Annotated in this window: 24 protein-coding genes and 1 tRNA gene; 2 read left to right on the plus strand and 23 right to left on the minus strand. The window is 45.9% G+C overall.

Annotated features, from left to right (window positions below; translation table 11 throughout):
* Nucleotide 1 precedes the first annotated feature (1 nt).
* From ACSSTM_RS06080 to ACSSTM_RS06110, 7 genes are all read right to left on the minus strand, one after another.
* Nucleotides 2-436, minus strand: coding sequence for a hypothetical protein (locus tag ACSSTM_RS06080; protein WP_437404080.1), 435 nt, complete (start codon nt 434-436; stop codon nt 2-4).
* Nucleotides 437-691, minus strand: a complete 255-nt coding sequence (locus ACSSTM_RS06085; RefSeq protein WP_437404081.1) for a hypothetical protein — start codon at nt 689-691, stop codon at nt 437-439. It lies immediately after the preceding gene.
* Between the two features lie 13 nt (nt 692-704).
* A complete protein-coding gene (locus ACSSTM_RS06090) occupies nt 705-1484 on the minus strand; it encodes a hypothetical protein (protein WP_437404082.1) in 780 nt (259 codons plus the stop codon).
* Nucleotides 1485-1733: 249 nt separating this feature from the next.
* Nucleotides 1734-2258, minus strand: coding sequence for a hypothetical protein (locus ACSSTM_RS06095; protein WP_309415880.1), 525 nt, complete (start codon nt 2256-2258; stop codon nt 1734-1736).
* Nucleotides 2255-2398: a hypothetical protein gene (locus tag ACSSTM_RS06100; protein ID WP_437404083.1), complete on the minus strand. Its 144-nt coding sequence runs from the start codon at nt 2396-2398 to the stop codon at nt 2255-2257. Before ACSSTM_RS06100 ends, ACSSTM_RS06095 begins: the two co-directional genes overlap by 4 nt.
* A 134-nt stretch (nt 2399-2532) precedes the next feature.
* Nucleotides 2533-3063, minus strand: coding sequence for a hypothetical protein (locus tag ACSSTM_RS06105; RefSeq protein ID WP_437404084.1), 531 nt, complete (start codon nt 3061-3063; stop codon nt 2533-2535).
* Between the two features lie 281 nt (nt 3064-3344).
* Entirely contained in the window at nt 3345-4532 is a 1188-nt protein-coding gene (locus ACSSTM_RS06110; RefSeq protein ID WP_437404085.1) for an AimR family lysis-lysogeny pheromone receptor, read from the minus strand.
* A 130-nt stretch (nt 4533-4662) separates the two neighbouring features.
* On the opposite strand from ACSSTM_RS06110, the gene ACSSTM_RS06115 reads away from it, so the two are divergent.
* Entirely contained in the window at nt 4663-4881 is a 219-nt protein-coding gene (locus tag ACSSTM_RS06115) for an XRE family transcriptional regulator (RefSeq protein ID WP_437404086.1), read from the plus strand.
* A gap of 19 nt (nt 4882-4900) precedes the next feature.
* Entirely contained in the window at nt 4901-5191 is a 291-nt protein-coding gene (locus ACSSTM_RS06120) for a helix-turn-helix domain-containing protein (RefSeq protein ID WP_437404087.1), read from the plus strand.
* On the opposite strand, the gene ACSSTM_RS06125 is transcribed toward ACSSTM_RS06120, so the two are convergent.
* The 16 genes from ACSSTM_RS06125 to ACSSTM_RS06200 form a co-directional block, all read right to left on the minus strand.
* Nucleotides 5188-6189, minus strand: a complete 1002-nt coding sequence (locus ACSSTM_RS06125) for a toprim domain-containing protein (RefSeq protein ID WP_437404088.1) — start codon at nt 6187-6189, stop codon at nt 5188-5190. The genes ACSSTM_RS06120 and ACSSTM_RS06125 overlap by 4 nt on opposite strands.
* 122 nt (nt 6190-6311) lie before the next feature.
* On the minus strand, nt 6312-7703 hold the full coding sequence (locus tag ACSSTM_RS06130) for a DnaB-like helicase C-terminal domain-containing protein (RefSeq protein ID WP_437404089.1): 1392 nt from the start codon (nt 7701-7703) through the stop codon (nt 6312-6314).
* A complete protein-coding gene (locus ACSSTM_RS06135) occupies nt 7700-8332 on the minus strand; it encodes a hypothetical protein (protein WP_437404090.1) in 633 nt (210 codons plus the stop codon). The genes ACSSTM_RS06130 and ACSSTM_RS06135 overlap by 4 nt, the downstream gene beginning before the upstream one ends.
* A 16-nt stretch (nt 8333-8348) precedes the next feature.
* Nucleotides 8349-8705, minus strand: a complete 357-nt coding sequence (locus tag ACSSTM_RS06140; RefSeq protein ID WP_437404091.1) for a DUF2493 domain-containing protein — start codon at nt 8703-8705, stop codon at nt 8349-8351.
* Nucleotides 8705-9466, minus strand: coding sequence for an ATP-binding protein (locus tag ACSSTM_RS06145; RefSeq protein WP_437404092.1), 762 nt, complete (start codon nt 9464-9466; stop codon nt 8705-8707). The genes ACSSTM_RS06140 and ACSSTM_RS06145 overlap by 1 nt, the downstream gene beginning before the upstream one ends.
* On the minus strand, nt 9456-9638 hold the full coding sequence (locus ACSSTM_RS06150) for a hypothetical protein (RefSeq protein WP_437404093.1): 183 nt from the start codon (nt 9636-9638) through the stop codon (nt 9456-9458). Before ACSSTM_RS06150 ends, ACSSTM_RS06145 begins: the two co-directional genes overlap by 11 nt.
* A complete protein-coding gene (locus tag ACSSTM_RS06155) occupies nt 9639-10481 on the minus strand; it encodes a hypothetical protein (protein WP_437404094.1) in 843 nt (280 codons plus the stop codon). It lies immediately after the preceding gene.
* A gap of 1 nt (nt 10482) precedes the next feature.
* A complete protein-coding gene (locus tag ACSSTM_RS06160) occupies nt 10483-10842 on the minus strand; it encodes a hypothetical protein (protein WP_437404095.1) in 360 nt (119 codons plus the stop codon).
* The gene (locus ACSSTM_RS06165) at nt 10835-11227 is read right to left on the minus strand and encodes a hypothetical protein (protein ID WP_437404096.1); all 393 of its coding nucleotides are present in this window, start codon (nt 11225-11227) and stop codon (nt 10835-10837) included. Before ACSSTM_RS06165 ends, ACSSTM_RS06160 begins: the two co-directional genes overlap by 8 nt.
* Nucleotides 11224-11418 carry a hypothetical protein gene (locus ACSSTM_RS06170; RefSeq protein ID WP_437404097.1) on the minus strand — a complete coding sequence of 65 codons (195 nt, stop codon included), beginning with the start codon at nt 11416-11418 and terminating at the stop codon, nt 11224-11226. The genes ACSSTM_RS06165 and ACSSTM_RS06170 overlap by 4 nt, the downstream gene beginning before the upstream one ends.
* Nucleotides 11419-11441: 23 nt before the next feature.
* A complete protein-coding gene (locus ACSSTM_RS06175) occupies nt 11442-11777 on the minus strand; it encodes a hypothetical protein (protein WP_437404098.1) in 336 nt (111 codons plus the stop codon).
* Nucleotides 11767-12069 carry a hypothetical protein gene (locus tag ACSSTM_RS06180; protein ID WP_437404099.1) on the minus strand — a complete coding sequence of 101 codons (303 nt, stop codon included), beginning with the start codon at nt 12067-12069 and terminating at the stop codon, nt 11767-11769. The genes ACSSTM_RS06175 and ACSSTM_RS06180 overlap by 11 nt, the downstream gene beginning before the upstream one ends.
* 241 nt (nt 12070-12310) lie before the next feature.
* Nucleotides 12311-12634 (minus strand): helix-turn-helix domain-containing protein, encoded by a 324-nt coding sequence (locus ACSSTM_RS06185; protein ID WP_437404100.1) that lies wholly within the window; start codon nt 12632-12634, stop codon nt 12311-12313.
* A gap of 89 nt (nt 12635-12723) precedes the next feature.
* Nucleotides 12724-13167 (minus strand): group I intron-associated PD-(D/E)XK endonuclease, encoded by a 444-nt coding sequence (locus tag ACSSTM_RS06190; RefSeq protein ID WP_437404101.1) that lies wholly within the window; start codon nt 13165-13167, stop codon nt 12724-12726.
* A 134-nt stretch (nt 13168-13301) separates the two neighbouring features.
* A complete protein-coding gene (locus tag ACSSTM_RS06195) occupies nt 13302-14348 on the minus strand; it encodes a tyrosine-type recombinase/integrase (protein ID WP_437404102.1) in 1047 nt (348 codons plus the stop codon).
* Nucleotides 14349-14506: 158 nt separating this feature from the next.
* Nucleotides 14507-14579 (minus strand) — tRNA-Val (locus tag ACSSTM_RS06200).
* Between the last annotated feature and the right edge of the window lie 90 nt (nt 14580-14669).

Genomic DNA, 14669 nt, shown 5'->3' on the forward strand with positions numbered 1-14669 from the left:
GTCAAACCGCCTCCGCTTCGTTTTCAATCGTCGCCAAGAAATCGCGATCCAAATTAAGTTTTAGTTCGGTCCATTCCCGCTTACCTTCGTTTCGCTTCGGCATCCAATAGTCCGTAATGCCGCGGCACTCGAACATGTACGCTTTGGTTACGTCGGCTTCGATTAGCACGCCGATAAAATAGTCCGTGTCGGCTTTCGTGTACGGTTTGCCGGTGTTCTTGCGCCCACTAACTGTTAAAGTATCACGCTTCTTCCTGCGATCACGAATCGTCTTTACTTGAAACCGCTTGATCTCGCCGCTAAACGGATCGGCTGCGAGAATATCATAAGGCTCTTCGGTTTCCGGCTTGCTGACGCCTGACCAGCCGGCCGCCATTAAGGCAGCTCGGGCGATCATTTCGGCGAACTTGCCGATCGTTTCTTCTTTGTGCGCCATCTATTCGTCCTCCTTCGTGATATGCCCGGCTAAAATATCGCTAATAGATTCCGCAACTTCAACGTCGTTTGTCATTAACTGACGCGCATTATTCGCTATTTTCTCACCGTAAACTGCCTCGATGAGTCTCCACACGGTCGAAGTTGCTGCTTCGTAAATTGACGCCTTAATAACAATCAATTCCGCCAACGAAACTTCTACGGTGACCTTTTTCGATAAATCTAACGTCTGCGCTTCCGTTTTAATTTCTCGCATCTATTCGCCCTCCTTAGAATCCGAAGTTTTCTTCAGCCGGTAATTCTTCGTCTGCTTCCGTCTGAGATCCGCCGCCAAGTGATTCGCCAATTAGCGATAGATCAAATCCTGCCGCGACAAGGTTTTCGAGCATTTCCTTTTCGTCAGCTTCGTAAATTAAGCCGTCAAATAAAGACATGTCGAACTCTTTGCCGTCTTGCGCTGCGAAATGCTTGCGTTCCACTTCCGTCAAATCCTCTTCCATATCGATAAGAGGCGTTAGCGAAACGACTGTACTCGTTCCTGAGCCGGACTTCTCTAACTCAAACGCGATACGACCGAGCTTCTTCTCTTGTTTCTTAATGACCGCATGAACAGTCGTAGCCTGCGGCTTAGAAAGATCGACGATGATTGGCTCGCCAGTTTCGAGGTTGATAAATCCTAGCGCATAACGTTCTTTTACGCGATATTTAGCCGCTTCTTGCTTAGCCGCTTCTTCCGCTTTAGCATCTCCGCGATCAGCAGCCGCTTTCTTTTGGTCTTGATAATACTTCCATGCGCGATCCCATGACGTTAGGTTCGACTCAGGAAAGCCGTTCTTATTTAGCGTGCTTGGATTAGCCGCCGAGAACGAATTTACCTTCTTATAGATTCCGTATGAGAAGAAGCGAATCAGATCGAACGCACTCATTACGCGTACCTTATAAACCGTGCCCGTCTTAAAGCTCGCAAACTCAGCGCTATTACCGCCATTACCTTCATTTGTTGCGTTCAATGCGTTTAGAGCGTCAGCTCCGCTAGTGTACTTTGTCATCCGATTACCTCCGTTAATTTGTTTTAGGGTTTGACCCTCGCAAAACACCGGTATCTGCGCCCGAGACGCCGCCAGCGCACGACATAGCGACGCGACAGTTTTACTTAACGAACGCCCCGGTATTCTCCGAGCGTCGGCGGTCAGTTGCCGCCTTTATTCCGTCTCTCTTCGCACACAATTGACCAGTACATACCGCCGATAATAAAGGTCGAGATACTGCCGACGAATGAAAAATACATTAGAAAGTCGTCAAACATACGCGGCAACTCCTCTCGCATAACGCGTTACCTGGCGCTTGATTTCGAGTGATTCAGTTGGAAGCTCGTCGACACGCATTTGAACGGCATTAATTCGTGCTTGTAGCGCCATTCTTTTAGCTTTCGAACGAGTACGTTTGAGTTCATCGGCTAACCATCGTAATTCTTCGTCTAATTCCTCCGAGAACGTTTCTGTTTTACTAAGCGCCTCGTTTGCGTTCTTTTGTACGATATTATAGGCGTCAATAAGTAAACGCTTGGCGATTGATCCTGCGTTATCTTTTTCCTTATAAACGGTAATAACGACGTTTGTGTCTACCGCAAAATGAATAACTACGCCTTTACTCGCGTACATGCGGGCCTCTTTGCCGGATTCATCTACAGTGATTCCGAGATACTGAGCGTGTTCCATTTTCTGCGCGATCCAATTACGTGCGGCATAATGATTATCGATGCCAAATCGGGTTTTAAATCGCTGCTTCGCGTGGTGAGTAATGGTTATTTCGGAAGGTTTCATCCGACGCGCACCGCCTTGATCGTAGTTGGTCGGTAAAAGTCAGCCGGATCATCTTCGCGGTATAACGCGCCTTCGTATTGTAATTCCGTTAATTTTTGGATGTTTACTACGGGTGGGAAATCGTTTGTAGGTTGTTTCATAGTACGTTAGCCTCCTTAATTTTTAGGTAAAACGTACTAGACAGAGGATTGTTCGCATGGTGTTCGCTTGAAATTCGCTTGTCAAGCGATTATTATTAGGTTACGTAGCGAAGCCCTCGTGCCTAGATACGTGATTAAAAAGCCAGTTCCCGCTGGCATTTTAATCGGAAACGTTGGATGTATTTTCGATAACCCTCGATATTGCCGCCAAAGTGCTGCGCTAACAGCATGGCGATTTCAGTGTTATTCGTGCATCCCCGTGACCAGTTCGTTAATATCATTTCTTTACGAAGATCGCCTTGCGCTAACAGGGCGGTCTTTTCCTTTAGTACAACTTCGCCTTCGACGTCCGCTAAAACGTCTTCAGGCTCCCACGAGACATTACCGTCGTCTCGCATTCCTTCTATAGATAAGGCCGCTTCTTTTCGTGATGCCTTTAGGTACTTGTTCCGTTCCCTTACGATAATGCGCTGGATCAGCGCTTTCTTATCGCGACCATTACCTTCATAGCGCTCCAACCAGTAGCCTATCGAGTTTAAGCACCGCTGCTCGAACGATGTTTGGTCGGGAACTAAGTGTGCGATTCGTTGCGATTCTCTTTGTACATACGGAATCGCTCCGTAATCTGCGGCCATCTGAAGTCTATTAAATTTTTCTTTATTCAAGTTTTTCTCCTCCCGTCCCTTACACTTATACAGTCGCATGAGGTCTGTTAGAATCGGGACATTTGATTTAAAGTTTTTTATAAATTTTCTTCCATGTCCATATAGTACCAAAAGCAACTATGTATTATTTGAAAGTTGAAAAACTTAAAAAAGATTTTGATTTTAAACTAGATTCTATTTTTAGACAAAAAAAAGAAGCCTAATGGCCTCGTTATCCTCCTGGACGTATATCTGCTGTTTTGTACGGTTGATCCGCTTCTAGCGCGCCTTCCGTTCCTTTGTTAAGCTGTACAGTTGATACCGCGATTGCTGAAATCAATAAAACACTCAATAAAATCTTCTTCAAAATAAAGCATCCCCTTTTGTGTGTAGTTATAGTGCCTAAATGTATCAATTAGGTACTTAGGCACCCCTGCGTCTTTAAAATCTCTCATTACTAATGCTGAAAAGAAAAAATCTGAATTGAAAAGAAATTGACGATGGCATTCGAATAACCCTTCGACACTACCTTTTTTATATTTTTCGAGGTATATGTAAAAGTCGTCCGTTCTCTCTTCGTATATCACCTCCTTTAATTGATCGAGTAATGCCGACAGTTTATCGGGGTCTTTCCTATTAACATACGCTTCTGCGAGTAAGAAGTTGTTTTTTGCATTTGTGATAATGAAATCAACACCCGTTTTATAAGCGTACTTATAGCTCTCTTCGAAAATGTCCATCGCGTCTCGTTTACCTTTTGACATTGCGATCATACCTAAGATATAGTTCGCGTCGGAAACTGACTTATTTGAGATGTTCCCATTCTTTATTATGGTTGCGTAGTGTTCTGCTGCCCCAAGATTATTTAAACGTAAATATACAGGCGCCATTAACTCAGCGAAACGATGCACGTAGCACTCTTTTATGAATAGCTTCTTTTTATCGCCTAAGGACTTGATGCTGTCTCCGATTGAGGACGCCTTCTCAATGATCGAGTGAATCTGACCCTTTCCATAATAACCATAACACATATAGATTGAAGATAATATTCGTAATTCTTTATGCTTACTCTTTGAAAAAAGGCTCATTTCTTTGATCATATCATCAATACTAATTTCCGCATTAATGTAATTCAAGATAGTTTTGTAAATTTGAACATGATCTTCTAAACCGAGTGTATTTTTGTGAACATCGACTAATGAATTCAGTAAATCTGTATTCCTTGTGACTGCTGCGTACTCCATCATTTGTTTTAAGTAATCATTATTATCAGTCTTTTGAATCGACAAACACCATTCGGTAATTTTTTTATTGGAGTTATTCGGAAATAGGAAATGTGCGAGGATTACTAGTGACCTAAAACTAATTGTCCCATTGTTCCGGAAGTGTGTCATGGTTGATTTATCTGCTCGAATGATTTTTGCGATCTCTTTATACTTCAAATCACTATCTTCAATCAAACTACATAATTCTCGTCTAATCGATTCCAAAAGCTCTGACCCCCTTCGTTTCTTCTTGTCTTTTTGTATAGGTTGAGTATAATTGAAGTATACAGTAAATGTTCGCGTACGTAAACATTTATTTTAAATATTTTTCCAATAAGTTATGGAGGTGTTTAAATTGGTTGATTTCTCGCCTCTTTTTGACACCCTGAAAGAACAGGGTAAATCAAAAAGTTATTTGCGTAATTTTATGTCGTCGTCCACTCAGGCCAAGATTACAAAAGAGCCTGCGATGAACGGCGCTAACATGGAGTTCCGTGTCATAGAACGTATTTGCCTCGAATTGGACGTGCCTATCGAAAAGGTTGTCCGTATTCTTCCAAATCCGCCCGAATGACGATGGAATCGGCGCGGTTATGTGGTATAATTTCCTTCGTAAAGCACGTAGCATTCGCTTTGCGGAGGTGTTTATCTCGCAGTATTCGGTCGTCGATTGCCGGATAAAGGAGCTGTGCTATAATCGCGGTTATTCACTTACTCAACTCGCAGAAATGGTCGGAATCTCAAAAACACAGCTTTCCGATTATATAGCGCTTAGAAACGTCCCTAACGTTGAAATGGCGTATTCCTTAGCGCGCTGCCTCGACTGCCCGGTCGAAGCCTTATATAATTGGCGTCCTTTATCCGGTAGCAACACGGAGGGTTAAGACAACCTCCGCCGACCGATAGTTCGGATATTCCCGAACCTCACGTTAATACTTACCGCCTCCGCACGATCAACAACTCGCTTAAGAGCTTCCTCACCTTCCGCCATCAATAATTCATTCGCATCCTTAAGTCCCTCCGTTATATAACCGTGCGCAAGCCTGACTTTGCCGCGCATCTTTAGCTCGACATCCTTCCGTAATTTCTCACCGGCTTCGTCGTTGTCCGTAATTACTATTAAACATTCGATTGGCGATTGCGCAATTATGTCCGCCTTCTCTGCGGAAAACTTACTGCCGCCTGTCGCAATGCCACAAAAGCCCGCCGTACGCCACGAAAGCGCATCGATTTCAGCCTCGGCCAAAACCGCTGTTTTAGCGCGATCATCATAAGCAGTTTCTATTCCGTATATTAATTCACGGATCGGCCAGCCGCCTTTAGCGTACCAAAACGCTTTATTACGCGTTGATCTATATTTTACGTTCGCCAGGCGCTTATTAGGCAGCCGCCACGGTATCACCGCCGTTTGTCCGGTTAGACCTACGCCTGCTTTGAGCTGGACTTCTACGCTTATGCCGCGATTAGTTAAGTACGAATTCGGCCCGATCTCTACGCCTGCCAATAAGTCCTCAGTTAATGGGCGTCTAGGTTCAACGATTTTCAAACGTGGAATGCGGAGTTTCAGGCGTGTTTCACCCTCTCCGGTACCATAAGTCTCGACGAGGTAATAAGCCGTTTCTTCTTCGGTTTCTTCACGCAGGAACGCAAGCAGTTTAATGAAGCCGCCGCGTTCACCTGTTCCGCTGTCGCCGAAGTAACCGGCCTTTGCGGTTTCTGTGTCCTCGTAATAAACATAAAAACTAGGAGTACGATCATCGCGAAAAGGGCTTGCCGCCGTTAAACGGTCAGCGTGCCACGTTGGACGATCCCATTCAAAAAGTTCTAATTCTTCGCGTATGTCGACGTCTACAGCAACGCCATTGATCGTAATTATCGACATGTATATACGACTCCTTTCGTTATATTACACTAAACCAATCGACATTGTAGTCGTAATTTGTCGAAAAAATTCAGAATTATTTAGTGTAATTGTTGGTACGTATTACATTTAAAACCATATCGCTAGAAACCGTAGGCTTTTAACTCAATCTCTCCGGCTGCCACCTGCTTGATGAGGCCAACTTGCGGAAGATAGACGATCTCGACGACTTCATCCTCGCCTCCATCGCGCCCCTTATTGACGCCAATCAAGCCACGTCCTTCTCGTACGTTCGTATCGACCGGAATTAGTACCGCTGCGTCTTGAAGAAGGGCAGACGTTTTCATTACGTCCTTACGCTTCGGCAACTTAATTTCTCGGTTTCCGGCATCGTCTTCTGTCGCGTCATCTTCTCCGGCTTGAGTAATTGCGAAAATAACAACGTCCATCGTTCCGGCTAAACGGCGCATCTTTTTAGACGTATCGGCGGCTGCCCCACCCGTCGTCTTATTCGAGTTGGATTCGTAATCTAAGTAATAGAACGGATCGATCATCACGACGTCTGCGTTCGTTTGTTCAATGTCCGCTTTAAGGTCTTTTAGCGAACGAGAATCGAAGTCTTTGTCGTCAACTGCACGCACTGTAATAGAACCGTCGATAATCGTATTTAACGTCTCGATAAAGTCCATAAAGGCCGCCTCGAATTCCTCCGATAACTTGCCCTGGCGAACTGACCTCGAATCAAAGCCGGCCTCCATTTGTTGACCGTCGATTTCAGTTAATGCGACGCCTTGATCGCCGGAAAGTGAAACGTAGATACGCACGAGTACCTCGAACCATCCCATCTCCATCGACCATATAAGCACGTTAGCGCCTTGAACTGCGCAATTTATCGATTCTTCAAGCGTGATCGCCGACTTACCTCGCCCTGATTTTCCATATACGACGTACATGTTCGAACTGACGTAGCCACCGATCGCCTTATTAAGCGCCGGAAATTTGCTGTTCCAAATGCGGAATGACTCGCCAGCCTTCCGTTTTTCATATTCGGCACGGAATTTATCTACGTCTCTTACGACGTTTGTTCCTACCGTTTTACGAACGCTTGTTCTTATTTTACTCTGTTCTGCTACGGTTTGCAACCAATCAAAAAATTCCTGTGGGTTCCCGCCTTCTTGGACGCGATTGAACCTTTGAACGAACTCGGAGTCTGCCGTCTTGACGCCGTTAGCTCCGTATTTATCGTTAAATTTCGAAGCGAAATCGTTCATCGCTGCCGTTTCCTTCGCCTTCTGCGCTAGGTATTCAAACGTGGCATCGATACTGAATTCCGGCTGGAAGGTCGGTACTTCAGTCGCAACCATCTCGGCGGTCGGCGCTTGGTTTCCGTGCTTTTCCGCATAGGCGCTGATGTATTCGAAGGCTGCCCGTTCGCCATCCGTTTGAAAATCTTTGCGCGTTAGACCGTATCGCAATAAAGCCGACGGATCGTTCGCTTCGATTACTTTCGATAACAAGCTAGATCCGAAACTCATCGGCGATCAGCTCCCTCGCCTGTCAATCGCGCCATAGTTTCGTCCATTTTCGCCTTAAACGTCAATTCACCCGTCTTTTCATATTGCGCTTTGTTCCAGTTGTAAATATCGAGTAGGTTATCGGTTTGTGCCGCCGACTCTTTACGTTCCTGCTTACGCTTTTGCACTCGGCTCATTATCGGCTGTTCTTTTGCCGCCATATCAACCGCCTCCGTTTCGTAGTTTATTAGATAAACGGTACTTCTAGCAGGCGGATACCCTTCGAGATTAAAGTCCGCCAAAAAATCCTCCGCAACAAGCGCATCTGCAATCAGTCGCATATCGGACTCGAACGCTTCTAGCCATTCGCCATTGATCGCGTCATACAGGTCGTATTCAATGAAATTAAAGACGACCTCTTTCGATGTCTCCTCGATATAACGGGTGCAATCAACGTAGAAGACGCGTCCCTCGTAGCCTTCGACCGCCACTAGATCGCCAGTTTTATAGGCCGGTTCATGGTCCGCAAATTCAAGCGCATCTAGTTTATCTAAAATGGCGAGCTTGGCGGCGCCGTCTCCGTTAGCCAACGAATCCGCAACGAGTAGGTCACGTAAGTATTGAATTTCCGTCAATGATAATCCGCTCATTTACGGTCGCCTCCTTTTAATAACGTACAACTAACGTTTTTAGCCCTTTTTCCTTCGCTAAATTTATCATGTGCATTGTGCCTCGACTTTTACCGTCCCAAAAAGCCATCAAAGCGTCTGCTTCTTCGGCCATCTCTTTATTGCGAATATAGCCCGCTGATTTTCCATACTTATCCCAATCCGCCGGGTGTTCGCTAACCTCATATCCCCTCTCTTTCGCGTACCGCTCCCCTAAAGCGTCTGCTCCTCTTGCTTTCCCGGATACTATTAAAATATCGTCGCCTTGGCGATTTCTGAGCGCTTGATCTAACTTCGTCCGAAGAAGTGCGTAATCGTTAAATTCACGTCCGCCCGCCACTATAACTTTAAACATTACAAAGGCCTCCTTTTTGATCTGCCCGCGAAGACGATTTCTTTACACTGGTCGGCAATACGGTCCGCCAGTCGTGCTTCTCCGAATACTTCCGGCAGGTCTTCCAATTTAATGTTCGACGTATAAACGGTCGGCATTCGGTTAGTCACGCGATAGTTGATTATCGTATGCAAATCGCCGCGAAATCCCTCCGTTACGTCTCTCATGCCTATTTCGTCCAGCACTGCGAAAGGCGCCCGTTTTGCTGCTTCTAGCGCGGCATAATATCGCTTGGCTGCCGGTTCTGCGATCGAATCCGGAACACGCGGTCTATTAAACTCGTTGTATTCATTCTGCCACGCGTTGACGTCGAGAAAGTACGCCGGTCGCTGGTCGGGCTGAACGCCGCGTTTTAAGGCGCCGATGTAATGGACCGTTAAATATTCGTTTAGTAAAGCCGCCGCCGTTGTCGTTTTGCCGGTTCCTGATTTCGCACTGTATAAATATAACGACTTAAGGCGCTCGGCCTCTGCGTCAAATTGACGGTCGAAGGTCTGCGCATACGCATCCGCCGCCTTGTAAGCCCCGGGCTGGTCTGCGCGAGCCGGCGAATTCTTGAGCGTCACTAGGCGATAGTCCTCCGCCAGTCCAGCCGCGCCCGACCGTCCGCCTCCGCCATCTAGGCCGTGCAAGCCGAGGTACAGTTCGCAGTGTTTCGTACAATTAACGCCGCCTGCTTGGGCGCATTTGCTTGCGAGTAGGCATCGTGATTCATTCGTCATTCATAGCCGCCTCCTTTCGGTCAATTCGTTTACGTAAAGTACGTTCGTGCTTTGAGCGCATCTTTTTATCTTCGCCTTTAACGCGAGGCTTTGGGTACATCCCATCGTAGGCGTAGTCGTACCCGCTATAGTTCTTGAAAGTCTGCGTTTTAAGCCATCGATGAAGCTTCAATTAAGCGCCTCCTTCCGTCCTCGAATCGTCAATCGTTTTCGGATCTGATGCAGGGTATCCGTAGCGCCTACCAGCGTCTAAGCGGACGTAAGTTCCTAGTACATCATTCCTATACGCCCTCCCGTTCTCAATACGTTCTACTGTAAACTTTAAGGTTTCGCCGTTAAGAAATGTCGTCTCAACCACGTCTCCCACACGTACTTCTGTCGGCTGCGGAGCGTTTAGATACTCCGCCGGCACCGAAAGCCCTAGCGCACGTCTTAGCGCAATAACTTTGCCTATATGTTCGTTGAAGCAGTCGTTAGGTGCGCATTTGGCGATTCCCTTCTCGCTAACGTAACCGAGTCTATACGACTTTCGTAAAGCAACAACGGTTCTTTTTTCAGTATTGACGATAAACGCGGTTCTAGCTGTGAAGTTTCGTCTGATCAACGCTGATACGTCTCTTTTCGCCTGCGCTACGATCTCATCCCGTTTCTGCTGATCGGACTTTTCATACGTACCATGCGTCGCTTCAATATCCGCATCAAAACGTCCTTGATCGTAGCCTAGCTTATATGACCGCGTTCTTAGCGCCTTCATTGCGTCCTCGACTAGCGAGATTAATTCGTCATAGCTCATTTCATCTAGGTTCGGTGCTGGCGATTGTTCACCAATGATGACTTCGTATTCATAATCAAGTATAATGTCGCCTTCAGTGTTAACCGCAGAGCAGTCACTATTAACGCGATCTACTTCAAATACATCACCGTTCTCATATTCGTCTTCGACTTCCGAGACATTCGTAATCAATATCCGCTCGCCTGCACGCGCCTTACGTTTCTCCGTCTTATATTGCGTCATCCTAAAACAACTCCCCGTAGTTTATTTGCGACTGTGCCGCCGCCCTTTGATCGTCTTCTTCCGTCTGTTCGGCCGTCTTTTGCTTTACGAGTAACGGCGGCAAGTGTCGATCTCGCATATACGAAAACATAAAGCCGAAGTTGCAGCCAGGCCATTGCGCCGTCGGCTTTTTAGCCGCAAAGCATGCGTCGATAAAGTCCCGTACGATAGGCGCCCCATGTTCGTCAACCATCGTCTTTAAATTCCGCGCTTCCATGCCGCGATTATTGGCGACGTACTTAATGCCGTAGACTTCGAGATGGCGGTCGTGTAGATAGACGATAAAGTCGCGTGCCGTCCATTTTTCGATGGGTTTATCCATCACAGTCAACCGCCTCCTCACGTCTGACGTTTACAAAATCGATTTCGATTCCGAGCATATCAAGCGTACGTCTAATCGCATCCATTTCCGTATAAATTTTAATTTCGTCAATACAGCCGGGAACATAGCGTCTTTTAGCGGCTAGTTTTTCGTAATGCTCTCGTACCTTTTGTTCCGGCGACTTTTCGATTTCGTACCCGTTGATTAATGCGGCTGCAAAATCTATTAAATCAAGATCGTGTAAAGAACCGCAGTCATGCCCGTATGCGTCGTGTACATGCCCGATAACATCCTCGTCATATAGTTCCAGTATTCGATGGTCGTCGTAGTGCTCCCGTAGAAACTCGATAGCTTCCGCCTGTTCTTTCGTGATTTCCGGTTTCATTTTAACGCCTCCCTTGCGTGTGAATTAATTTCGTATAGTAGAATTATCGAAACGGTATCGACATTTTCGTCAACTATATCAGACTTCCATTCGATTAATTTCAATAGGCGCGCCATTCGTTCATTCTCCGCGATAAGCGCCGCCATTGCCTGACGTAATTCTGCGATTTCTTGATCCTTCGTTTTAGTCACGATTTAACCTCCTCCCAGCCGTTTTATTTGTCGGCAGTATTATCGCCCTCGATCGTCAGTGCCGCCGCTAATTCCGTGCGAAATTCCTGTACCATTTGCGCGATCTCGGCGAGTGAAGCCGCGTCCGACGTTTTGATCCGTCGATTCATTACGTTTAGAACAGCGCGATCAATCGTAGAATGGAACGAAACTTCTCGCCAGCGCTCGACAGGCGTTGGGTCGGCGTCAGGGTTTTCGGCTAGTCGGCGCGCCCAGCCCGGCGCTTTGGTCGGGTCGGTGAAATAGCGTTCATTTACGATGATGTTGTGGACGTCGGATGTAAGGCGGTAGTCGGGTGAGATCGGAATTTCAATCGTCATGATTATCGGACTCCTTTTCGTTAATTAGTCGACGCGATTCTAGAATCTTTCGTGCCTTATCGAGTTCATCTATTTCGTACTGAGATGGCGGTAAATTGACCGGATCGAGTGCGAGAATCCTCATCGCCTGTTCTTCGGAAATTGTCGACTCACTTTCGTTTATTAGACGCAATACTTTGGCGCTTAGATCAGATACCGCTACCTCTACGCCGTCTTTAAATTGGGCGCGAGTACATGGGTGAAGTTCGTCAAGTGCTTCGTATATAGTAACGAGTTCATATTCCGTAAACATAGCGCACCTCTTTCCGTTTGTTATTTAAAACCGTAGCAATTCGTTCGCTTACGCTCACTCTTTGCATATATCCTTTATCGCGATAGATATATCTTTTAAAATAAGTATCTGCGCGAAAGGTTTTAATTGAGCGCTATTATTTATCTAGTTATTAATGGCTCTAGTTAAAAGATGGTTCTAGTTAGTGTGACGCCGAGCCGTGTGCGGGTCCGCCGTATATGAATAGACGTCACACGGCGTTTTATAACTCTTCCGTATCTCCGTCAAATATCGCGAGCTGGCTAATCGGAAGTATCGTATACCGCGCATTTTCCCACCGCTGCGACTTTCCTTCGCGTCCTTGTTTCTTAATGACGAGAGGACGATCCTGCCACCGATATTCACAAAGCGCCTTAATCCGTCTGTTTGCCGTCTCTCGGCTTACGTTTAATGCGCCGGCTATCTGTTCCTGCGTCGGGTAGCATTCCCCGTTTGCGTTCATAAACGATGATAGTACGCAAAGCGTCTGCCAACGTTCGGGTCCGATATCCGCGATTAGCCCTTTCTTTACGGCATCGACGTACATCTTAACGAAGATACGAGTCTCTGACTTTCCGGACGTTAAGTTATATTCCGACTGAGATTCTACGGAGACGAGCCGCTGATGTTCGTTTGTCACGCTACCACACCACCCGTCCTTACTTCGTTAGGAAACGATGTAAAGTCATCGAAGAATAACCGACCATTTCCCGAAACGAATGCGTTCTTCCTTACCGTATCTACGTATCTAAGAGTAATGCTCCTTTTATGAGGAAGCGTATCCCACGAAAGATATGCAATCTGTTTACTATTGAAGTCATATAGCGCGAGTATATCGAAATCACTCTTATCGTAGTATCGATTTGAAGCGCTCGGCCTAGTTAAGTCGAATTTTACCTTCTCCCCGTCACCCGAAGAGCTTTTTACCTGAACGCGATAAGCCACTCCGTCCTTTTCCGCGAGAACATCGTAAGCTGTGTTTTCAATCGATGGGAACGCCGGAATCATTCCTTGCGTTACTAGGTCGCCAGCCACAAACAATTCCGCTGCCGCACCGGTTATTCTCATTTTAGGTAACATTCGATCACCTCCGATTTTTACGTTGTTATTGGATAATGTTTCGTCTAATTTCGCTTTCATAAGTACAGTCGCATGTAGTCGGTCGAAATCGGGACATTCAAAACAAAAAAAAATAACCCGACCTAGTGGCCGAGTCATCTTCTTTTAAGTTTCCGTTGTTTATTCAGTTTTTTTCTTACGGCATTGATTGCGGAATATTTATCGTGTTGTTCTGTTAAAGACCTTCCCGACAGATGAGTATATCTCATAACCATACGCAAGTCGCTATGACCTAGTAACATCTGAAGATGTCTTATATCTCCCCCGGCTTCTAAGTACATTGTTGCGGATGTGTGCCGGAAAAGGTGCGGATGTACACGTTTCTTTATACCGACTTCCTTTGCGTATTCTACTAACCTTTTTCTAAAATGATCACGCGTTAACGGCTCTCCGTAGTTTGCAAGGAATAAATAGTCAGAATCAAAATCGGCTTTATTCTCGGTAATTAATTCGTTTAAAAGTTTCGCTGTACCAAACTCGATGGGAACGGTTCGCGCTTTCCTATTTTTAGCGATAGAAGCCGGAATATATAATGAACTCCCTTTAAAATCGAAGTTCTCTGTCCGCAAACCCAACGCTTCGGAGATACGCATCATGCCATCCAATAAGACGTTCATTAAAACGTAATCTCTAAAATCAGCATAATCACGCTGGTTTGGTGCCGCAAACAATAACCTAAGTTCATCCTCATCTAGTATAATGATCTCTTCTTCCGGCTCTCTAACGTTCTTTATACCGTACATTGGATTCGATTCAATTAACCCTTCGTCATGGATCGTTTTAAAGAACACCCGCAAGGTTTTAAGTCGGGTATTAATAGTAGACGGTGCCAACCCTTTTGTCATATGTCGTTCTTTCTTAAATGCGTGGTCCTCGAATTTCACCCACTCATCCTTCATGTAGACGATATATCTACGAATGACGTCCCTATTTATTTCATTGATTGACCGCGCTATTTTGTGGCGGTCTAGATATTCGATGAAGAAGCCGTAGTTATTTTCGTATTGCTCTATCGTACCTTCAGCTCGCCCCTCCGATTTCTTTATCGCGCGGAATTGAATAAATAATACATCGAGATTGCTCGACGTTTTACGTAAAGTCCGTTCTTTTTTAACACGCTTGCCCGATCTATTTGCGGACATAGTATCGCCTCCAAATCGATTAAGACATCGAAATGAAAACCGCTACCTTGCCGACTATACGACCGCTACCCTGCGTCCTAAAACGCCTAAGTCACCGCTAAGTCAACGCAATAAAAAACGGCTAGAAACGTTGATATAACGCCTCTAACCGCCGTGGATGATTCCGACTGGGCTCGAACCAGCGACCTCTACCCTGTCAAGGTAGCGCTCTCCCAGCTGAGCTACGGAATCGGGTTATGTATCAGTTCTGGGCTTTCTGTTACTGACATTCTCTATTATATAACCATCATGATCAGTCGTCAATGGTTTTGTTCAAAAAAG

This window comes from Bacillus sp. RK1064 (genome assembly GCF_051488405.1).
In the GTDB taxonomy this organism is placed as follows: domain Bacteria; phylum Bacillota; class Bacilli; order Bacillales; family Bacillaceae; genus Bacillus.